Origin of the sequence: Sphingomicrobium nitratireducens (genome assembly GCF_026157035.1) — a bacterium.
Taxonomy (GTDB): domain Bacteria; phylum Pseudomonadota; class Alphaproteobacteria; order Sphingomonadales; family Sphingomonadaceae; genus Sphingomicrobium; species Sphingomicrobium nitratireducens.
The window spans coordinates 696,929-715,603 of sequence record NZ_JANJZA010000001.1; the positions used below are offsets into that span (position 1 = coordinate 696,929).

Annotated in this window: 22 protein-coding genes; 12 read left to right on the top strand and 10 right to left on the bottom strand. The window is 66.4% G+C overall.

Features of this window, described 5'->3' with window-relative positions; all coding sequences use genetic code 11:
* Positions 1-8 precede the first annotated feature (8 nt).
* Positions 9-443: a CoA-binding protein gene (locus NNY25_RS03495; RefSeq protein WP_265569961.1), complete on the bottom strand. Its 435-nt coding sequence runs from the start codon at positions 441-443 to the stop codon at positions 9-11.
* A 27-nt stretch (positions 444-470) separates the two neighbouring features.
* On the bottom strand, positions 471-1,430 hold the full coding sequence (locus NNY25_RS03500) for an Mrp/NBP35 family ATP-binding protein (RefSeq protein WP_265569962.1): 960 nt from the start codon (positions 1,428-1,430) through the stop codon (positions 471-473).
* Between the two features lie 71 nt (positions 1,431-1,501).
* Here NNY25_RS03500 and hflK point away from each other — a divergent pair, with 71 nt between their 5' ends.
* The 7 genes from hflK (at position 1,502) to NNY25_RS03530 (ending at position 7,798) form a co-directional block, all read left to right on the top strand.
* Positions 1,502-2,599, top strand: coding sequence for an FtsH protease activity modulator HflK (hflK, locus tag NNY25_RS03505; RefSeq protein ID WP_265569963.1), 1,098 nt, complete (start codon positions 1,502-1,504; stop codon positions 2,597-2,599).
* Positions 2,599-3,456, top strand: a complete 858-nt coding sequence (hflC, locus tag NNY25_RS03510) for a protease modulator HflC (protein WP_265569964.1) — start codon at positions 2,599-2,601, stop codon at positions 3,454-3,456. Before hflK ends, hflC begins: the two co-directional genes overlap by 1 nt.
* Positions 3,457-3,529: 73 nt before the next feature.
* Positions 3,530-5,071: a Do family serine endopeptidase gene (locus NNY25_RS03515; RefSeq protein ID WP_265569965.1), complete on the top strand. Its 1,542-nt coding sequence runs from the start codon at positions 3,530-3,532 to the stop codon at positions 5,069-5,071.
* A gap of 69 nt (positions 5,072-5,140) precedes the next feature.
* The gene (locus NNY25_RS03520; RefSeq protein WP_265569966.1) at positions 5,141-6,763 is read left to right on the top strand and encodes a helicase HerA-like domain-containing protein; all 1,623 of its coding nucleotides are present in this window, start codon (positions 5,141-5,143) and stop codon (positions 6,761-6,763) included.
* Positions 6,720-6,947, top strand: a complete 228-nt coding sequence (locus NNY25_RS11630; protein ID WP_420854309.1) for a hypothetical protein — start codon at positions 6,720-6,722, stop codon at positions 6,945-6,947. Before NNY25_RS03520 ends, NNY25_RS11630 begins: the two co-directional genes overlap by 44 nt.
* Positions 6,937-7,329, top strand: a complete 393-nt coding sequence (locus tag NNY25_RS03525) for a nuclear transport factor 2 family protein (RefSeq protein WP_265569967.1) — start codon at positions 6,937-6,939, stop codon at positions 7,327-7,329. Before NNY25_RS11630 ends, NNY25_RS03525 begins: the two co-directional genes overlap by 11 nt.
* Positions 7,330-7,417: 88 nt before the next feature.
* Positions 7,418-7,798 carry a hypothetical protein gene (locus NNY25_RS03530; RefSeq protein WP_265569968.1) on the top strand — a complete coding sequence of 127 codons (381 nt, stop codon included), beginning with the start codon at positions 7,418-7,420 and terminating at the stop codon, positions 7,796-7,798.
* A 3-nt stretch (positions 7,799-7,801) separates the two neighbouring features.
* Here NNY25_RS03530 and queF read toward each other — a convergent pair whose 3' ends face one another.
* Positions 7,802-8,248, bottom strand: coding sequence for a preQ(1) synthase (queF, locus tag NNY25_RS03535; protein ID WP_265569969.1), 447 nt, complete (start codon positions 8,246-8,248; stop codon positions 7,802-7,804).
* Positions 8,249-8,317: 69 nt separating this feature from the next.
* Here queF and NNY25_RS03540 point away from each other — a divergent pair, with 69 nt between their 5' ends.
* Entirely contained in the window at positions 8,318-9,148 is an 831-nt protein-coding gene (locus tag NNY25_RS03540; protein WP_265569970.1) for a sulfurtransferase, read from the top strand.
* On the opposite strand, the gene NNY25_RS03545 is transcribed toward NNY25_RS03540, so the two are convergent.
* From NNY25_RS03545 to NNY25_RS03575, 7 genes are read right to left on the bottom strand one after another with little or no spacing between them, the layout of a single operon-like run.
* Positions 9,145-9,507 carry a hypothetical protein gene (locus NNY25_RS03545; protein WP_265569971.1) on the bottom strand — a complete coding sequence of 121 codons (363 nt, stop codon included), beginning with the start codon at positions 9,505-9,507 and terminating at the stop codon, positions 9,145-9,147. The genes NNY25_RS03540 and NNY25_RS03545 overlap by 4 nt on opposite strands.
* Before the next feature lie 53 nt (positions 9,508-9,560).
* Positions 9,561-10,109: a winged helix-turn-helix domain-containing protein gene (locus NNY25_RS03550; protein WP_265569972.1), complete on the bottom strand. Its 549-nt coding sequence runs from the start codon at positions 10,107-10,109 to the stop codon at positions 9,561-9,563.
* Between the two features lie 24 nt (positions 10,110-10,133).
* Entirely contained in the window at positions 10,134-10,529 is a 396-nt protein-coding gene (locus tag NNY25_RS03555; protein ID WP_265569973.1) for a DUF3035 domain-containing protein, read from the bottom strand.
* Positions 10,522-11,010: a signal peptidase II gene (gene lspA / locus NNY25_RS03560; protein WP_265569974.1), complete on the bottom strand. Its 489-nt coding sequence runs from the start codon at positions 11,008-11,010 to the stop codon at positions 10,522-10,524. Before lspA ends, NNY25_RS03555 begins: the two co-directional genes overlap by 8 nt.
* A complete protein-coding gene (gene ileS, locus NNY25_RS03565) occupies positions 11,007-13,823 on the bottom strand; it encodes an isoleucine--tRNA ligase (RefSeq protein ID WP_265569975.1) in 2,817 nt (938 codons plus the stop codon). Before ileS ends, lspA begins: the two co-directional genes overlap by 4 nt.
* Before the next feature lie 13 nt (positions 13,824-13,836).
* Positions 13,837-14,778, bottom strand: a complete 942-nt coding sequence (locus tag NNY25_RS03570) for a bifunctional riboflavin kinase/FAD synthetase (protein WP_265569976.1) — start codon at positions 14,776-14,778, stop codon at positions 13,837-13,839.
* A 41-nt stretch (positions 14,779-14,819) separates the two neighbouring features.
* A complete protein-coding gene (locus tag NNY25_RS03575) occupies positions 14,820-15,851 on the bottom strand; it encodes a succinylglutamate desuccinylase/aspartoacylase family protein (protein ID WP_265569977.1) in 1,032 nt (343 codons plus the stop codon).
* A gap of 249 nt (positions 15,852-16,100) precedes the next feature.
* Here NNY25_RS03575 and rpsM point away from each other — a divergent pair, with 249 nt between their 5' ends.
* The 4 genes from rpsM (at position 16,101) to rplQ (ending at position 18,603) form a co-directional block, all read left to right on the top strand.
* Positions 16,101-16,469: a 30S ribosomal protein S13 gene (gene rpsM, locus NNY25_RS03580; protein ID WP_265569978.1), complete on the top strand. Its 369-nt coding sequence runs from the start codon at positions 16,101-16,103 to the stop codon at positions 16,467-16,469.
* Positions 16,470-16,520: 51 nt separating this feature from the next.
* The gene (gene rpsK, locus NNY25_RS03585) at positions 16,521-16,910 is read left to right on the top strand and encodes a 30S ribosomal protein S11 (protein ID WP_265569979.1); all 390 of its coding nucleotides are present in this window, start codon (positions 16,521-16,523) and stop codon (positions 16,908-16,910) included.
* Positions 16,911-17,013: 103 nt separating this feature from the next.
* Entirely contained in the window at positions 17,014-18,066 is a 1,053-nt protein-coding gene (locus NNY25_RS03590; RefSeq protein WP_265569980.1) for a DNA-directed RNA polymerase subunit alpha, read from the top strand.
* Between the two features lie 120 nt (positions 18,067-18,186).
* Positions 18,187-18,603: a 50S ribosomal protein L17 gene (gene rplQ, locus NNY25_RS03595; RefSeq protein ID WP_265569981.1), complete on the top strand. Its 417-nt coding sequence runs from the start codon at positions 18,187-18,189 to the stop codon at positions 18,601-18,603.
* Positions 18,604-18,675: the final 72 nt, after the last annotated feature.

The following is an 18,675-nucleotide window of genomic DNA, read 5'->3' on the forward strand; positions in this document are numbered from 1 at the left end:
ATGTCAAATCACTGGGAAGTCAGGACTTTCGCGCCCAGCCGGGGGATCTCGATTTTGGGGCATCGGTCCATCACGACCTTGATCCCGGCGGCTTCCGCGCGCGCCGCTGCGGCCTCGTCGATCACGCCGATCTGCATCCACACTGACCTGGCGCCGGCCGCGATCGCCTCGTCGACCGCCTCGCCCGCATGCGAGGAGCGGCGGAAGATGTCGACCATGTCGATCTCGACCCCGACCTGCGACAGATCGCGCCAGACATATTCGCCGTGGACATGTTCGCCGGTGATGGTGGGGTTCACCGGGATCACCCGGTAGCCTTGGTCCTGCAGGAATTTCATCACGCGGTAGCTCGCGCGGTCGGGCCGGTCGGACGCGCCGATCATGGCGATGGTGCGCGTCTCCTCGAGCAGTGCCTTGATGTCCTCGTCACGGGTCAGCGGCATGGGGCTCTCCTTCGCCCCACCAATGCTTCAGTGCGCGATCGTTTCCAGTTGCGAGACCAGGGCATCGGCGAGCGTCGCGAACGCGTCCGCTGCCGGGCCGTCGCCGCCAGCGGGCGGGCGACCCGCGTCCGACGCCTCGCGCAGGCTTTTCGACAATGGCAGACGTCCGAGAAACGGCACTCGCAGCCGCTTCGCCGACGCTTCCGCCCCGCCTTGCCCGAAAGGGTCGCTGTCCTTGCCGCAATGGGGGCAGGTGTAGCCTGCCATGTTCTCGACCACGCCGAGCACCGGAACGCCGGTCTTCTCGAACAGGTCGATCGCGCGCGTCGCGTCGATCAGCGCGAGGTCCTGCGGGGTGGAGACGACCAGCGCGCCCTGCGGCTTGGCCTTCTGGACCAGCGTCAGTTGCACGTCGCCTGTCCCGGGCGGCAGGTCGACGAGGATCAGTTCGGTGTCGCCCCAATCGGCCTCGATCAGCTGGGTCAGCGCGCCCGTCGCCATCGGCCCGCGCCACGCCAGCGCCTTGTCCGCCTCGACCAGCTGCCCGACCGACAGCAATTTCACCCCGTCGCGCGTGGTGACTGGGATAAGCTGCTTCTCGCGCGCCTCGGGTTTGCGCTGCGCATCGAGCAATCGCGGCTGCGAGGGGCCGTAGATGTCGGCATCGATCAGCCCGACCCTGACGCCCTTTTTCGCGAGCGCGACCGCCAGGTTGGCCGACAGGGTCGACTTGCCGACCCCGCCCTTGCCAGACCCGATCGCGACCATCTTTCGCTGCACGCGCGGCGCAGTCAGCGCAACCTGCACCTCGTCGATCCCGTCGATGGCGAGGGCGGCTTCGCGCAGGCTCTTCTCGAGCGCGTCGCGCGCCTCGCCCGACAGGCCGCCCGCCTCCACGATCAGGCTCGCCCGGGCGTCCTTGACGACCCTGGCACGGATGCGGTCGGCCTCGGGGTGGGCGTCGAGCGGGGCGAGCAGGTCGGTCATGGCGCGCGGGCTAAGGCGGATTTTCGACCAACGCCACTTCTTTTTGCGCCGCTTCTTCCTATAACAACCCCATGAGCATCTTTTCCGGCTGGGCCGCACGGGGACGTGGCCTGTTCAGCGAAAACAAGGGGCCGTGGGGCTCTGCGCCCGAAGGCGGCAATGGCAACGGCGGCGGCAAGAAGCCCCCCGAGGACGGCCCCAAGGGTCCGTGGAAGCAGCCTCGACCGACGCCGGGCGGCAATGGCGGGCAGTTCGGCAATGTCGCCTCGCTCGACGAGTGGCTCAAGCGCAATCGCGGCCGCTTCGGCGGGCCGGGCGCTGGGGGCGGTCCGTCGGGCGGGCTGGTGATGTGGGGCATCGCGGCGTTCCTGCTGATCGTGCTGCTGTTCACCATGGTGCACCGCGTCGCGCCGGAAGAGCGCGGGGTGATCACCCGCTTCGGCCGCTACGTCGAGACGCTGTCGCCGGGCATCGGCTTCACGCTTCCCGCGCCGATCCACCGCGTGCAGAAGGTCGACGTCGAGAACATCCGCGAAGTCAATGTCGGCACCGACAATGACGAGACGCTGATGCTGACAGGTGACGAGAACATCATCGACATCGCCTATCAGGTGCGCTGGAACATCCGCGATCCCGAGCAATATCTGTTCGAGCTCGCCAATCCCGAGGAAACCATCCGCCAAGTCGCCGAGAGCGCCATGCGCCAGGTCGTCGCGCAGGTGAACCTGCAGGACGCGATCGGCGAAGGCCGCGGCGAGATCGAGGCGCGCGTCCAACAGGAGATGCAGGAAACGCTCGACGCCTACCGCTCGGGCATTCTCATCCAGGGCATCGCGATCAAGCAGGCCGACCCCCCGGCCGCGGTCAACGAGGCCTTCAAGGAAGTCACCGCCGCGCAGCAAGAAGCGCAGAGCTACATCAACCAGGCGCGCGCCTACGCGCTCCAGCTGACCGCCAAGGCGCAGGGCGAGGCGACCGCGTTCGACAAGGTCTACGAGGAATACCGCCTCGCCCCCGAAGTGACCAAGCGGCGCATGTATTACGAGACGATGGAGCGCGTGCTGAAGGACGTCGACAAGACGATCGTCGAGACGCCGGGCGTGACGCCTTACCTTCCGCTCAACGAAGTCGGCAAGGCGCGTCCGCGCGCCAGCCAGGGAGGCCAGTGATGTTCGCCAGCCTGAGAGCCCATCCCATGCGCCTCGTCTTCTTCCTGTTCGCGCTGCTCGTGATTGTCACCTCGACGCTCGCCATCGTCCCCGAGACGCGCCAGGGGATCGTCGTTCGCTTCGGCAAGCCCGAGCGCACCATCAACCGCTTCCAGGAGGGCGCGGTGTTCGGCGGCGCGGGCGCGGGTCTGACCGCGCGAATCCCGTTCGCCGAGGAGATCGTGTGGATCGACAAGCGCGTGCGCGACGTCGACATGGACACGCAGCAGGTTCTCTCGACCGACCAGCTGCGGCTCGAGGTCGACGCCTTCGCGCGCTACCGCATTACCAATCCCGTGCAGATGTATATCGCCGCGCGCACCGAGGAAAATGTCGAGGCGGCGCTGCGTCCGATCCTCGGCTCGCAGCTCAGGAACGAACTGGGCAAGCGGCCGTTCGCGACCCTGCTCAGCCCCGAGCGCGAAGGCGTGATGGAAAATATCCGCCGCGGCCTCGACCGTGTCGCGCGCCAGTACGGCGCCGAGATCATCGACGTGCGCATCAAGCGCGCCGACCTGCCCGACGGCACGCCGCTGCAGTCGGCGTTCCAGCGCATGCGCACCGCGCGCGAGCAGGAAGCCCGCTCGATCCGCGCGCAGGGCGCTAAGCAGGCGCAGATCATCCGCGCCGAGGCCGACGCCGAAGCCGCGCGCACCTACGCGCAGGCGTTCGGCCAGGACCCTGACTTCTACAATTTCTACCGGGCGATGCAGAGCTACCAGACGACCTTCGTCGGCGATGGCGAAGCGCCCAAGGGGCAGACCAGCATCATTTTGTCGCCCGACAACGAATATCTGGACGAATTCATCGGCCGCTAGGACACCCATTCAATAGGCGTTCAGACTGGCGATTTAGCCTGTGGACGAAGACTGATAGACTGAAGGACGAGGCATGCTGAGGGAGTATTCGACTGTGCGCTACGCTTACGGGGTCGCCGCGGCCCTTTTCCTGGGCGGCGCCGCCTATTCGATGACCACGGGGACGGCTCTCGGGCAGGTCGCGCAGAACGAGCCGGTCTCGGCCGTCCCGCGACCCGGCGCCCCCGAAAGCTTTGCCGACCTGGCGGCGCGGCTCCAGCCCGCGGTGGTCAACATCTCGACCACCCAGCGCGTGCCGGTGCGCAACCAGATGGACCCGTTCGAGCAGTTCTTCCGCCGCTTCGGCGCGCCGCAGCGCCAGCAGCAGCCGGAGGGCGAGGAAGGCGAGGGCCCGACTCGCGAAGCCGGCTCGCTCGGCTCGGGCTTCATCATCTCGCCCGACGGCTACATCGTCACCAACAACCACCTGATCGAGGGTCAGGGCGGCCGAGGCACCGTCGACGAGGTGATCGTCACGCTCACCGACCGCACCGAGTACCAGGCGCGCATCATCGGCCGCGATCCCGCCTCCGACCTCGCGCTGCTCAAGATCGAGGGGTCGAACCTGCCCTACGTCAACTGGGGCGACAGCGACCGCGTGCGCGTGGGCGACTGGATCATCGCGATCGGCAACCCGTACGGTCTCGGCAGCACGGTGACCGCGGGTATCGTCTCGGCGATGCAGCGCAACATCACGGGGGTCGGCGCCTACGACCGCTACATCCAGACCGACGCCAGCATCAACCGCGGCAACTCGGGCGGCCCGATGTTCGACATGGCCGGCAACGTCGTCGGCATCAATTCGGCGCTGATCAGCCCGACCGGCGCGAGCGTGGGGATCGGCCTTGCCATCCCCGCCGACGCGGCGCGCCCGGTCATCGAGGCGCTCAAGCGCGGCGAACGCCCGCAGCGCGGCTATCTCGGCGTAGGTCTCCAGCCGCTCGACGAGGACATCGCCGACGGGCTCGGGTTGCCCAAGGACAAGGGCGAGATCGTGCGCACCGTGGTCGAAGGCGAGGCGGCAGCCAAGTCGGGGATCCAGCAGGGCGACGTGATCCTCTCGATCAACGGTCGCGAGGTGAACCCGCAGCAGACAGTCTCCTATCTCATCGCCAATACCGCGGTCGGGTCGACCGTGCCCGTCGAAGTCTATCGCGACGGCAAGCGCCAGATCGTTCGCGTGACGGTGGGCGAGCGTCCGACCGAGGAAGAACTCGCGCGCCAGTCGGGCGAGGATGACGGCCTGCCGATGGAAGACGAGAACGCGACCGAAGCGGATCGCCAGCTCGGCATGGTCCTCCAGCCTGTCGACGACAGCGTGCGCCGCGCGCTGCGCCTGCCGAGCGACCTCCAGGGCGTGGTGGTGGCCGGCGTCGAACCGGGAAGCGCGGCGGGCGAGAAGGGACTTCGCCGCGGCGACGTGATCCTCTCGGTCAACCGTCAGCGCGTGACGACGGTCGAGGGTGTCGCGAACGCCGTCGCCGCCGCGCGCGCTGCGGGTCGCTCGAGCGTTCTCATGCTCATCAAGCGGGGCAATTCGCCCGAGGCCTTCGTCGGGATCGAACTCGCCCGCTAAGCCGCTTGCCTCTCGCTCCCCGCTCCCCCAAGGTCGCCCGACGACCTAACGGGGGAAGCGGGAGAGCGAATGAGCGAGACGATTTTCATCGGCAGCGCGGACGGTCGTCCGCAAGGTCTCAGGCTCGACAAGGCGAACCGTCACGGCCTCGTCGCGGGCGCCACCGGTACCGGCAAAACGATCACGCTCCAGGGTCTCGTCGAGGGTTTCTCCAAGGCAGGCGTCCCGACCTTCGTCGCCGACGTGAAGGGCGATCTTGCCGGCCTCGCCATGCCGGGTTCGCCCACCCACAAACTCCACGAACCCTTCACCAAGCGCGCCGCCAAGATCGGCTACGAAGATTACGCCTACGAGGCGTTCCCGGTGCAGTTCTGGGACCTGTTCGGCCAGCAGGGTCACCCGATCCGGACCACCGTGACCGAGATGGGCCCGCTGCTCCTCTCGCGGCTGATGAACCTCTCCGACACCCAGGAAGGCGTCCTCACGATCGCCTTTCATCTCGCCGACGAGGAAGGGCTCGCCCTTCTCGATCTCGACGACCTCCAGGCGCTGCTCAGTCATGTCGGCGAACGCCGCAAGGAACTGACGCTCGACTACGGCAACGTCTCGACCGCCTCGATCGGCGCGATCCAGCGCGACCTCCTCCAGCTGCGCAGCCAGGGCGGCGACCTGTTCTTCGGCGAACCCGCGCTCAGCCTTCACGACTTCATCGGCACCGACGAGGAGGGCCGGGGCCTCGTCAACATCCTCGCCGCCGACAAGCTCATGGCGAGCCACCGCCTCTATGCGACCTTCCTCCTGTGGCTCCTGTCCGAACTGTTCGAGACGCTCCCCGAGGTCGGCGACCCCGACAAGCCCCGGCTGGTCTTCTTCTTCGACGAGGCACATCTTCTGTTCGAGGACGCGCCGCGGGCCTTGCTCGAGAAGGTCGAGCAGGTCGTGCGCCTAATCCGCTCCAAGGGCGTGGGCGTCTATTTCATCACCCAGAATCCGATCGACATTCCCGACGATGTCGCGGGCCAGCTCGGCAACCGCGTCCAGCACGCACTGCGCGCCTTCACCCCGCGCGACCAGCGCGCGGTCAAGGCCGCTGCCGAGACCTTCCGCGAAAATCCCGCGATCAAGGTCGAGGACGTGATCACCGAACTCAAGGTTGGCGAGGCGCTCGTCTCGACGCTCGACGAGGACGGCGCCCCTACGCCGGTCGAACGCACGCTGGTCAAGCCGCCCCGCTCGCGCGCGGGCGTGCTCAGCAAGGAAGAGCGCGCCGCGGTGATCGCCTCGGACGCGATCGGGAGCCGCTACGACGAGGTCGTCGACCGCGTGAGCGCCGAGGAACTGCTCGCCGAGCGGGCCGAGCGAGCTGCGAAGCGGGCAGCGCGCGAGGCGGAGGATGCTGAGGCTGAAAAGCGAAAGGCGAAAGACGCTCGAACTAGCTCACAAACCTCAAGCCGCAAGAGGATGAGCGACACCGATCACATTATAAACACAGTGCGACGGACGATTACGGGTAAGATCGGACGCGAAATTGGGAAGACGATCCTGAGAGGCATACTTGGAAGTATGAGCAAAGGAGGGCGCCTTGGGCTGGTATCTGAGGAAGAGCGTGAAGATCGGACCTCTAAGGATAAACCTGTCAAAAAGAGGCGTGGGAGGATCCGTTGGGGTCAAGGGAGCGAGAGTGGGGATTGACGCAGAGGGCGACGCTTACACTCACGCGGGCCGTGAAGGTTTTTACGTTCGAGAGAAGATTGGGAACAAGAAGCAAAAGAGAAGCTCTGGCGATGATGTCTCCAAGGCAATTGCTGCTGGTGTAACTGTCGGAATAGGGGTGGCTTTGTCGAAGTTTGTGAAGGCGCTTTTCCGTGGTCGATGACGAGAAGCTCGTCGCCGATCTCGAGGCGGAATGGCGCGACGCGCTGTTCGCCAAGGACGAGGCGCGATTGCGGGCCATCCTCCACCCGCGCTTCCAGTTGGTCGGGGTCCGCGCCAGCGGGTTCGTGGCGGTCGATGCCGACGGCTGGCTGACCGCGCTCAAGGACATGGACGTCGCCAATCTCGACGTGAAGGTGAGCGAATGCGTCGATCTCGGCGACACGCTCGTCGCCACCGTCGAGGCTTGCTGGACGGTCCGCTATCTCGGCCAGCTGATCGAGGAGCGCGTCCTGCTCACCGACGTCTGGGTGAAGGTCGAGGGGCGTTGGCAGGTCGTGCGCCGTCATTCCTCCGCCATTCCGGTGGGAGTCGGCAAGCGCTGAGGCGACCGCCCGCGCCTGTCCGTTTTTGGACAAGCGCCACGAAAAGAGTCATGCTTCCCGCTCCCGAAACGAGTCGCGGGAGAGGGATATGCTTGTTTCCGGCCTGGCCATGCTGATGCTGGCCCCCGATCCGTCGGTGCTGGTGGCACCGCGCAAAGCGTTCGAAGAATGCCTCGCCGACGTTGAGGCGAGCCACAAGAAGGACGATACGCCGCCCAGGGGCTATGCCTCGGCGGTCGACATGGCCTGCAAGGGGCAGGAGGCCATGCTGGTCAAGGCGCTGGTCGATTTCGATGTCGCCAACGGCACCAAGCGCGCCGAAGCGAAGGATTATGCCACGATGGACATCGAGGATTATCGCGACCGCGCCAAGATGCGCTACGAGGATTATTGGGAGCTCGACCGCAAGAAGGGCTCGCCATCCGAGCCTCCGCAGCAGGTCGCCGCTGCCACGCCGGACAGCGACTAGTCGCTAACCGCGGCCTCGGTAACCCTGCACGCCCTGGTCGGGGAGCCACAGCCCCTCAGGCGGCGTGCCCGACTGCCAGAACACGTCGATCGGGATGCCGCCGCGCGGGTACCAGTAGCCGCCGATGCGCAGCCATTTCGGCTTCATCTCGTCGAACAGCCGCTTGCCGATCCCGACCGTGCAATCCTCGTGGAAGGCCGCGTGGTTGCGGAACGAGCCGAGGAACAGTTTGAGGCTCTTGCTCTCCACGATCGTCTCGCCCGGCGCGTAGTCGATCACGAGATGCGCGAAGTCGGGCTGGCCGGTGACCGGGCACAGCGAGGTGAATTCGGGCGCGGCGAAGCGCACGAGATAGAGCTCGCCGCCGCGTGGATTGGGCACGTAGTCGAGCTCGGCCTCTTGCGGAGAAGCGGGGAGCGCGCTGGTCTGGCCGAGATGCTTCGGGGTCATGGGCCGCGCCTCTAGCAGCCGCGCGCCCGCGAGACTATCCCTTTGGAAAACAGGACGGGAGCGAATTTCATGGACGAGCTTGTGACGGGGCAATGGCTGGAAGCGCAGCTGGGCGAACCCGACCTGAAGATTGTCGATTCGAGCGCGCACCTGCCAACCACCGGCCGCGACCCTCGCGCCGAGTTCGAGGCGGCGCACATCCCGGGCGCGGTATTCCTCGACATCGACGAGGTCGCCGACCGAGACCATCCCGCGCCGCACATGCTTCCGACCGCCGCTCGCTTCGCCGGCGCGATGGAAGCGATGGGGATTTCGAAGGGCGACCGCATCGTCGTCTACGACAATAGCGACCTGCGTACGGCCGCCCGCGGATGGTTCATGCTGCGCCACTACGGCGCGCGCCGCGTCGCGATCCTCGACGGGGGATTTCAGAAATGGATGCGCGAGGGACGGCCGGTCGAGCGGGGTCCTGCCTCACCGGGCGGCGGCGCACGCTTCGCCGCCGAGACGGATCCAGCGCGCATCGTCGACAAGGCCGAACTGCTCTCCGGCAATGCCCCGCGCGTGGTCGACGCGCGGGCCCGCGAACGCTTCACCGGCGAGGCCGCCGAACCGCGCGCGGGCATGGCGTCGGGCCATATCCCGGGGGCGGCGAGCCTTCCCGTCTCGACCCTCTACGATGCGCAAGGGTGCCTCAAGTCCGACGCCGAACTGGCGCGACTGTTCGAGCAAGCAGGGATCGATCCGCGCGCCGACTTTGCCGCCAGCTGCGGTTCGGGGGTGACCGCCTGTTCTATCCTGTTCGCCGCGCACCGATTGGGTGGCGAAAAGGGGCGGCTCTACGACGGCAGCTGGTCCGAATGGGGCGCCGATCCCGACACGCCCAAGGAGAAGGGTTAGAGGCTCATCAGCCGGTCGAGCTGCGCGATCCCGTCGCGCAGTTCGTTGGACAGCGCATCGAGGCTGTGCGGGTGCGGGGTGAGGCCGGCGGCCTGCGCTGCGGTGACCGCTTCGAGACCCGCCGCGGCTGCGGCCGCCAATTCTTCGGAACGCGCGTCGAAGCAGCGGCGCTGCGCCGGGCTCGCGGCATTCCACGCCGACTTGAGGTCCTGCGTCGCGACCGGCTCGTGGTCGGCCCCGCGCGCACCTTCGATCGCGTTCAGTGCCCGGCCGAGCGAGCGTAATCGCGCGACCGCTTCCCCGTAGGGGTCGTGGGCGATCGGCGCGGTGTCGTGCGACTCGGGCAGGAAATGGATCATGCCCCCGGCCTAAACGACCGTGGTAAAGGAGCCGTGAATCGTTGCGTCCGAAATCAGGCCTGGGCGCTGTCGAGGTCGCGCAGGATCCAGCCGCGCTGCGGAATCGTTTCGATGAATTCCGCCCCGTTCGACGCGCTGCGCAGCTTCTTGCGCAGCTTGGAAATGAACACGTCGATGATCTTGGGCTGCGGCTGGTCGTCGGCGCGGCGGTAGAGATGCTTCAGCAGCATGTTGCGGGTGACGACGTTGTTGCGCGCGTAGGCGAGCAGTTCGAGCACGCGATATTCCATCTCGGTGATGCCGATCGGGTGACCGTCGATGCGGATAAGGCGCTGGACGGGGTCGACCGACAGGCGGCCGCCGCACAGCGTCTCGGGCATGTCCTGCCCCTGGCGCTTGAGGCTGTCGAGCAGCTTGGAGGCAACCTCGTCGGAATCCTCGGCGCTGATGCGCACGGGCGTGCCGAGCACTGCCTGCTGGATCTCGGCGAGCGCGTGCTGCGCCTCGTTGACGAGCGAGAGACCGTCTTCCAGCCGCTTGCGCGCCTTGTCGAGCTGGCTCTCGATATCGACGAGCTTGGTGGAAATCTGGTCCGCTGCCATCAGCCTGCCCCCTTCAACCTCGAATTACTGCGGCGAGTCCGCGCTCGCGTCCTGGCCGTCGCCCTCGGGCGCGGAGAGGATCGCCTGCGTCTCGGCGCCCTTGTCGACCACGCGGGTCGCGGGATCGCCGGCGGTCGAGCGCGCGCCGATGCTGGTGCGATCGGCGCCGGCCGCGTCGATCACGGCCATTTCGCCGCCGCTGCGCTGGGCCGGTCCACCGAACAGCGCCTCGATCGCGCTCGCCTGCGCGTCGCTGGCGGTGGTCGAGACGGTGCCGGCCACCGGCGGCTCGAGCGTATAGTCGGGCGGGATGATCAGCGGCGCGTTGCGCGTCACCGCGAATTCGTCGAGCGTGCCCTCGCGGCCGCCGCACGCAGCCAGCGCGAGCGTCATGACGGTGAGAATGGCGGCTTTATGCATCGTCGGTTTTCTCCTTGGCCGGGGCGAGGAATGCCCGCAGCAGCAATATCAGGACACCGATGCTAATCGCGGCATCGGCGATGTTAAAGACCAAAAAGGGACGGAACGTGCCGATATGCAGGTCGGCATAGTCGACCACGTAGCCGAAACGGGCTCGATCGACGATGTTGCCGAGCGCGCCGCCCAACACCAGCGACAGGGCTGCCTGGTCCCCCCAGCGCTCTTCGCGCGGGATCCAGATCGCGACCGCGATGGCAATCAAGGCGGTTACGCCGACCAGTACCCAGCGGCCCACTTCGCTGCCCGCAGTGAACAGGCCGAAGCTGATCCCGTAATTTTCGACCCAGGTGAAGTCGAAGAAGGGAAGCAGTTCGACATTGCCCTTCGCCTCGAGCGCGAGCGGGCCGACCACCCACCACTTGACCAATTGGTCGAGGATGAAGATGCCGAGCGCGAGCGCCAGCGCACGCCGCGGGATCATTCGACCACCCCGGCGCAGCGATCGCACAGGTCGCCGTCTTCCTCGACCTCCGGCAGATGGCGCCAGCAGCGCCCGCACTTGGCGTGGGTCGTCGGCTTGATGGTGACCGCATCGGCGTGTCCGACCGGGCCGCTGATGAACAGTTCGGCGAGGAAGTCGGCATCTTCGTCGGACGGCACGCCGACCTCGGCCTGCAGCGAGGAACGGATGACCTTGTCCTTGCGATAGGGTTCGATCGCTTCCGTCACGCTTTCGCGCAGCGCGATCAGCTCATCCCAGCGCTTGGCCAGCGCCTCGTCCTTCCACGCGGCATCGATCTCGGGCCATTCGAGCAGGTGGACGCTGCCGCCCTGCGGATAGCGCGTGCCCCACACTTCCTCGGCGGTGAACACCAGCACCGGCGCGGCCCAGCGGATCATCGCGTGGAACAGGATGTCGAGCACGGTACGATAGCTGCGGCGCTTCGTGCCCTCAGGATCGTCGCAATAGAGGCAGTCCTTGCGGATATCGAAGAAGAAGGCCGACAGCTCCTCGTTCGCGAAATCAGCCAGCGTACGCGTGTAGCTGTTGAAATCGAAATCCTCGGTCGCCTGGCGCATCACCGCGTCGATTTCGGCGAGCCGGTGGAGCATGTAGCGCTCCAGCTCGGGCATGTCGGCGGGCGCTTGCCTTTCCTCGTCGGTGAACCCGTCGAGCGCGCCGAGCAGATAGCGGAAGCTGTTGCGAAGCTTGCGATACTGGTCGCCCACGCCGCGCAGGATCTCGTCGCCAATGCGATGGTCCTCGGTATAGTCGACCGACAACGCCCACAGCCGGATGATGTCCGCGCCATAGGTCTCCATGACCTTCAATGGATCGACCGTGTTGCCGAGGCTCTTCGACATCTTCTTGCCGGCGCTGTCCATCGTGAAGCCGTGGGTCAGCACCGCCTTGTAAGGCGCGCGCCCGCGCGTCCCGCAGCTTTCGAGCAGGCTCGACTGGAACCAGCCGCGATGCTGGTCGGAGCCTTCGAGGTACAGATCGGCGGGCGAGCGCAGCTCGGGCCACTCGTCGCTCTCGAGGCAGAAGGCGTGGGTCGAGCCGCTGTCGAACCAGACGTCGAGAATGTCGGTGATCATCTCGTAATCGTCGGGGTTGCGGTCCGGCCCGAGATATTCGGCGATCCGTTCCGCTTCCCAAGCATCGATGCCCATTTCGCGGATGGCCGCGGTGATGCGCGCATTGACTTGAGGATCGACCAGCAGCTGGCCGCTCTCGCGCTCGACGAACAGCGCGATGGGTACGCCCCAGGCGCGCTGGCGGCTGATCAGCCAGTCGGGGCGCCCCTCGACCATTGCCGACAGGCGGTTGCGGCCCTTTTCGGGGACGAAGCGGGTCTTGCCGATCTCGTCCATCGCGATCCCGCGCAGCGTGCGACCCTCGAGATGCGCAATCGGCTCGTCGATGGCGATGAACCATTGCGGGGTGCAGCGGTAGATGACCTTGGCCTTCGACCGCCACGAGTGCGGATAGCTGTGCGGATAGTCCTCGCTCGCCGACAGCAGCGCGCCGGCTTCCTTGAGGTCCGAGCAGATCGGGCCCTCGGGCGCGTTGAACGGCTTGTTGATCACGCTGCGGCGACGCTCGTCGTCACCGCCAAGCCACGGCCAGTCGTCGCGATAACGCCCGTCGCGCTCGACCGCGAACTTGGGGCCGATGCCGTGCTGGCGGCACAGTTCGAAATCGTCCTCGCCATGGTCGGGCGCCATGTGGACCAGCCCGGTGCCGCTGTCGGTCGTGACGAAGTCGCCTTCGAGCAGCGGGCGCGGTTCGGCATAGAAGCCGCCCAGTTCGTGCATCGGGTGGCGTGCCTTCGCGCCGGCGAGGTCGGTGCCTTTGAACTCGCCCGCGATTTCCCACTCGTCGGTGTCGAAGCGGGAAATCCGTTTGGTGAAGGCTTCGACGAGCGGCTTGGCAACGAGATACTGCGTCTTCGGCATCGGGTAATCACGATCGCCGTGATAGTAAAAGGTGTGGACCGATTGCACGAGGACGTAATCGAGATCGGCGCCGTAAGCGAGCGCCTGGTTGACCGGGATCGTCCACGGCGTCGTCGTCCAGATCACCGCATGCTTGCCGACGAGGCCGGGCGCATTCGGCGCCTCGACGATCTCGAACGCCACGTCGATCTGGGTCGAGGTGATGTCCTCATATTCGACCTCGGCCTCGGCGAGCGCGGTTTCTTCGACCGGCGACCACATCACCGGCTTGGCGCCGCGATAGAGCTGGCCGCCTTCGGCGAACTTGAACAGTTCGGCGACGATGTCCGCTTCCGCCTCGGCGCGCATGGTGAGATATGGCTTGTCCCAGCGCCCCTGGATGCCCAGCCGCTTCAATTGCTCGCGCTGCACATCGACCCACTTCTGCGCATAAGCGCGGCACTCGGCGCGGAATTCGGTCGCCGGCACCTCGTTCTTGCTCACCTTCTTCTTGCGGTAGAGCTCCTCGACCTTCCACTCGATCGGCAGGCCGTGACAGTCCCATCCAGGCACGTAGGGCGCGTCCTTGCCGAGCAGCGTCTGCGTGCGGTTGACCATGTCCTTGAGCACATGGTTGAGCGCATGCCCGATATGGATATCGCCATTGGCGTAGGGCGGGCCGTCATGAAGGATGAACTTCTCGGCGCCCTCGCGCGCCGCGCGCAGCCGGCCGTAAAGGTCGCCCTCTTCCCAGCGTGCGAGAATCCCCGGCTCCTTCTGCGGGAGACCGGCCTTCATCGGGAAGTCGGTCTTGGGCAGGAAGACCGTGTCTTTGTAATTCGGTTTGTCGGACATGTCGGGCGGGGCCTTATTCGCTCGCGCTGCCCGCCGCAAGGAGGCGCTTGGCCTCGGCGGCGTCGGCGTCCATCTGGCGTTTCAATGCGTCCATGTCGTGGAACGCCGCCTCGGGGCGCAGGTAATGGACGAGCTCGACCTCGATCGTCTGCCCGTAAAGGTCGCCGTCGAAATCGAACAGGTGCGCTTCGAGCAGTTCCTTGGGCGGATCGAACATCGGACGCACGCCGAGATTCGCGACCCCGTCATGGCGGCTCCCGTCGCGCAGGTTCACCCGCACCGCGTAGATGCCGTAGGCAGGGCGCAGATAGCTGCCGAGTTCGACATTGGCGGTCGGCCAGCCGAGTTCGCGCCCGCGCTTGTCGCCATGCACCACCGTCCCCGCGATCGCATAGGGCCGGGTCAGCAGCCGCGTCGCCATGTGCGGATCGCCCGCCTGGAGCGCCTCGCGGATGCGGCTCGAAGAGACGACCGCGTCCTCCAGCGTCACCGCACCGACCGTCTCCGCCGCGATCCCGACCCTGGCGCCAAGGTCGCGAAGCACCTCGACATTGCCCGCTCGGCCCTTGCCGAAGGTGAAGTCCTCGCCGGTCACGACCGCCGCCGCGCCGACCTCGTCGCCGAGCAGCCTGGTCACGAAATCCTCCGCGCTCGTCGCCGCCAGCGCATCGCCGAACGCGAACACCAGCATCGCATCCGCGCCGGCATGGGCGAACAGCGCCTCGCGCTGGTCGAGCGTGGTCAGGCGAAAGGGCGGGGCGTCGGGCCGGAAGTGGCGCACCGGGTGCGGGTCGAAGGTCGCCACGATGGCGGGCCGACGTTCGTGCGCTGCGCGCTGGACCGCGCGCCCGACCACCGCTTGGTGGCCGAGATGGAAGCCGTCGAAATTGCCGAGCGCCACCACCGCGCCGCGAAACGCGTCGGGAACCGGGGTCGAAAGGGTCAGCCGTTGCATGGGACTTCAGGCCTTACCCGCCTCGCGCGTGCGATCAAGGCTCATACGACCTCGTGCTCGTCGAGCATCACGCCCGAGAACCATTCCTCGGTGTCCGGATCGAGGCTGGTGTCCGCCTCGCCGATCTGCGCGAGGTGGATGAGCGCGTCGCCGCGATTGACCACACCGAGCCGCGAATGGCCGATGACGATCCCGTCGACGGGAGAGGTGACCGCGAATTCCTCATCGCCCATCGGGTTGCGCACGATGGCGAGTGTCTGCCCTGCCTTGACGATGCGGCCGGATTCGGCGCGGATCGAAGAAATGCCGCCCCGCGGGGCACGCAGCCACATCGACCGGCTCGCCTCGAGCGTGGGGTGCGGCGAACGTTTGGGCCTCTTGAGCGCGAGCATCCCCATCGCCTGCATGGTCCTGAGCACGCCGTTGACCCCGATGCGCGTCGACATCGGATCGAAGCGCAAGGCCTCGCCCGCCTCGAATACCAGCATCTCGACCCCGATCTCGTGGGCGATCGCCCGCATCGAGCCCTCGCGCAGCTTGGAGGTCATGATCACCGGGGGGGCGAAGGCGCGGGCGAGTTCGAGCGCGCGCGGACTCTCGTTGCTGACCCGGACCTGCGGCAAATTGTAGCGGTGCATGGCGGCCGAATGGAGGTCGATGCCGAAATCGGCGCGTTCCATGATCTCGGTGCGGAACAGGTAGGCGAGGCGGCTGGCGAGCGGCCCGTCGACCCGCCCCGGGAAACTGCGGTTGAGGTCGCGGCGGTCGGGAAGGTAGCGGCTGTTGGCGACGAAGCCGAAGGCATTGACCACCGGCACCACGATCAGCGTGCCCGACAGGCTCTTGGGGCTGACCTTTCGGATCAGCCGCCGCGCGACCTCGACCCCGCTGATCTCGTCGCCGTGGACTGCCGCGCTGACGAACAGGACGGGGCCTTCCTTGCGTCCGTGGATGACGCGCACCGGCAGGCTGACCACGCTGTCTGCGGCATCGCGGCTGACAGGGATGTCGATCGCCGTGCGCTTGCCGGGCGCGACCTTGGTACGAAACAGGGTGAAGGGTTGCGCGCTCATTCGCCCTTGCATAAGCGGGCGTCGCTCTGAACTCTACGGCAATCGTGCAAGGCGAACGTGCCCGCGCCATGCTGCACTGCAGCGCTTGACTCTCGCGCGGCCCCTTCCTACATGGCGCGCATCCCGCGAGGACGGAACTCGGCGGCGCACTGGGTGCGCGCGCCATTTTTTCGTTTGCAGCGGGGCAACGCTACGAGATGGGCGACCCGTTAGTGCCGGTCGTCCGTGGAGCCGAGGAGATACACGTTCATGGCACGTATTGCGGGTGTCAACATCCCGACCAACAAGCGCGTCGAAATCGCGCTGACCTACATTCACGGCATCGGTCACACGACCGCCCGTGAGATCACCAAGAAGCTGGACATCGCGCCCGAGCGCCGCGTTTCCGATCTCACCGACCAGGAGGTTCTCCACCTGCGCGAGACGATCGACGCGGACTACACCGTCGAAGGCGACCTGCGTCGCCAGACCGCGATGAACATCAAGCGCCTGATGGACTTGGCCTGCTACCGCGGCCTGCGTCACCGCAAGGGTCTGCCGGTTCGCGGCCAGCGCACGCACACCAATGCGCGCACCCGCAAGGGCAAGGCCAAGCCGATCGCGGGCAAGAAGAAGTAAGCCTTCGGGCCTTCTTTTCGCTGATACAGCTTCCAGTAGGATAGAGAAACAATGGCACGTGAACCGCAGCGCGTTCGTCGCCGGGAACGCAAGAACATCACCGCGGGCGTCGCGCATGTGAACGCCTCGTTCAACAACACCATGATCACCATCACCGATGCGCAGGGCAATGCGATCAGCTGGTCGAGCGCCGGCATGATGGGCTTCAAGGGCTCGCGCAAGTCGACCCCCTATGCCGCGCAGGTTGCCGCCGAAGACGCGGGCAAGAAGGCGCAGGAACATGGCGTTCGCACCCTCGAGGTCGAGGTCAAGGGCCCGGGTTCGGGCCGCGAATCGGCGCTTCGCGCGCTCCAGGCGGTGGGCTTCACCATCACCTCGATCCGCGACGTGACCCCGATCCCGCACAACGGTGTGCGTCCTCCCAAGCGCCGCCGCGTCTGACGCTTCGCGCTGATCGTATCCCGGTGGGACCCGACGTCACTCCCACCGGATTTGAATTTGAGGAAAAAGGCGGAGGACGCTCCGCCGCAGGGCAGGGAAACCTATGTCGATCAACGCAAAGAACTGGCAGGAACTGAAGAAGCCGCAGGCGCTCGACCGCAAGGCCGGCGCCGACGTGAAGCGCAAGGCGACCTTCGTCGCGGAACCGCTCGAGCGCGGTTTCGGCATGACGCTCGGCAACTCGCTGCGCCGCGTCCTTCTCTCCTCGCTCCAGGGTGCTGCGGTCACCTCGATCAAGATCGAGGGCGTGCTGCACGAATTCTCGTCGCTGGCGGGCGTTCGCGAGGACGTCACCGACATCGTCATCAATATCAAGCAGATCGCGCTCAAGATGGAAGGCGAGGGCCCCAAGCGCCTGCAGCTTTCCGCGACCGGCCCTGGCGAAGTGACCGCCGGCCAGATCGCGTGCCCGGGCGATATCGAGATCACCAACCCCGATCTCGTCATCTGCCATCTCGACGAGGGCGCGACGCTCAACATGGAACTGACCGCGGACGTCGGTAAGGGCTATGTGCCGGCGGCGATGAACCGTCCGGCGGACGCCCCGATCGGCCTCATCCCGGTCGACAGCCTGTTCTCGCCGATCCGTCAGGTCGCCTACAAGGTGGACAACACCCGCGTCGGCCAGGATCTCGACTACGACAAGCTGTCGCTGACCATCGAGACCGACGGCACCGTCACCCCGGAAGACGCGGTGGCCTATGCCGCGCGCATCCTCCAGGACCAGCTTCAGCTCTTCGTCCACTTCGACGACAGCGCGATCGCTCCGGCGCCGACCCAGTCGGCCGGTGCGAGCGAGGACGGCCAGGACGCCAACCAGCTCAACCGCTACCTCCTCAAGAAGGTGGACGAACTGGAACTGTCGGTCCGTTCGGCGAACTGCCTGAAGAACGACAACATCATCTACATTGGCGACCTCGTCCAGAAGACCGAAGCCGAGATGCTCCGCACCCCGAACTTCGGCCGCAAGAGCCTGAACGAGATCAAGGAAGTCCTCGCCTCGATGGGTCTTCGCCTGGGCATGGAAATCCCCGGCTGGCCGCCCGAGAATATCGAGGAAATGGCCAAGAAGCTCGAGCAGGAACTGCTCGGCTAGCAAGGTTCGGGAAGCGTCCCTCGGGCGCTTCCCGGTTTCAAGGGGTCTTGGCGCTGCCCCATTCCAGCGCCTGGGACGGGATACCTCGCACGGTCCCGCCACGAACGAAGGATAAGAATTATGCGCCATCGTGTTGGCCATCGCAAACTCGGCCGTACCGGCAGCCACCGTATCGCCATGCTTCGCAACATGGCCGCCGCGCTCGTCAAGCACGAGCAGGTGACCACCACGCTTCCCAAGGCGAAGGAGCTGCGCCCCTACGTCGAGAAGCTGGTGACCCTCGCCAAGAAGGGTGGCCTGTCGAACCGTCGTCTGGCCCACGCCAAGATGATGGACGATGCGCAGCTCAAGAAGCTGTTCGACGTTCTCGCGCCGCGTTACGCGGACCGTAACGGCGGCTACACCCGTATCGTCAAGGCCGGCATCCGCGCGTCGGATGCCGCCCAGATGGCCGTCATCGAATTCGTCGACCGCGATGTCGACGCCAAGGGTCAGGATTCGGGCCCGGTCATGACGGAGGAAGAGTTCGAAGGCTAAGCCTTCGTCTCTCCCGACTGGACAAGAAGAGGCGGGGATGGTTCATCCATCCCCGCCTTTTTCGTGTCTGCG

Excerpts from the sequence above, each read along its gene's own strand:
- NNY25_RS03530 (WP_265569968.1), top strand. The coding sequence starts at position 7,418 with ATGCTTGTTTCCGGCCTGGCCATGCTGATGCTGGCCCCCGATCCGTCG.
- NNY25_RS03540 (WP_265569970.1), top strand. The coding sequence starts at position 8,318 with ATGGACGAGCTTGTGACGGGGCAATGGCTGGAAGCGCAGCTGGGCGAA.
- NNY25_RS03590 (WP_265569980.1), top strand. The coding sequence starts at position 17,014 with ATGTCGATCAACGCAAAGAACTGGCAGGAACTGAAGAAGCCGCAGGCG.
- NNY25_RS03515 (WP_265569965.1), top strand. The coding sequence starts at position 3,530 with ATGCTGAGGGAGTATTCGACTGTGCGCTACGCTTACGGGGTCGCCGCG.
- NNY25_RS03575 (WP_265569977.1), bottom strand. The coding sequence starts at position 15,851 with ATGAGCGCGCAACCCTTCACCCTGTTTCGTACCAAGGTCGCGCCCGGC.
- NNY25_RS03500 (WP_265569962.1), bottom strand. The coding sequence starts at position 1,430 with ATGACCGACCTGCTCGCCCCGCTCGACGCCCACCCCGAGGCCGACCGC.
- NNY25_RS03550 (WP_265569972.1), bottom strand. The coding sequence starts at position 10,109 with ATGGCAGCGGACCAGATTTCCACCAAGCTCGTCGATATCGAGAGCCAG.
- rpsM (WP_265569978.1), top strand. The coding sequence starts at position 16,101 with ATGGCACGTATTGCGGGTGTCAACATCCCGACCAACAAGCGCGTCGAA.
- NNY25_RS03520 (WP_265569966.1), top strand. The coding sequence starts at position 5,141 with ATGAGCGAGACGATTTTCATCGGCAGCGCGGACGGTCGTCCGCAAGGT.
- hflK (WP_265569963.1), top strand. The coding sequence starts at position 1,502 with ATGAGCATCTTTTCCGGCTGGGCCGCACGGGGACGTGGCCTGTTCAGC.
- NNY25_RS03545 (WP_265569971.1), bottom strand. The coding sequence starts at position 9,507 with ATGATCCATTTCCTGCCCGAGTCGCACGACACCGCGCCGATCGCCCAC.
- rplQ (WP_265569981.1), top strand. The coding sequence starts at position 18,187 with ATGCGCCATCGTGTTGGCCATCGCAAACTCGGCCGTACCGGCAGCCAC.
- NNY25_RS03555 (WP_265569973.1), bottom strand. The coding sequence starts at position 10,529 with ATGCATAAAGCCGCCATTCTCACCGTCATGACGCTCGCGCTGGCTGCG.
- NNY25_RS03570 (WP_265569976.1), bottom strand. The coding sequence starts at position 14,778 with ATGCAACGGCTGACCCTTTCGACCCCGGTTCCCGACGCGTTTCGCGGC.
- queF (WP_265569969.1), bottom strand. The coding sequence starts at position 8,248 with ATGACCCCGAAGCATCTCGGCCAGACCAGCGCGCTCCCCGCTTCTCCG.
- NNY25_RS03495 (WP_265569961.1), bottom strand. The coding sequence starts at position 443 with ATGCCGCTGACCCGTGACGAGGACATCAAGGCACTGCTCGAGGAGACG.
- rpsK (WP_265569979.1), top strand. The coding sequence starts at position 16,521 with ATGGCACGTGAACCGCAGCGCGTTCGTCGCCGGGAACGCAAGAACATC.
- ileS (WP_265569975.1), bottom strand. The coding sequence starts at position 13,823 with ATGTCCGACAAACCGAATTACAAAGACACGGTCTTCCTGCCCAAGACC.
- lspA (WP_265569974.1), bottom strand. The coding sequence starts at position 11,010 with ATGATCCCGCGGCGTGCGCTGGCGCTCGCGCTCGGCATCTTCATCCTC.
- hflC (WP_265569964.1), top strand. The coding sequence starts at position 2,599 with ATGTTCGCCAGCCTGAGAGCCCATCCCATGCGCCTCGTCTTCTTCCTG.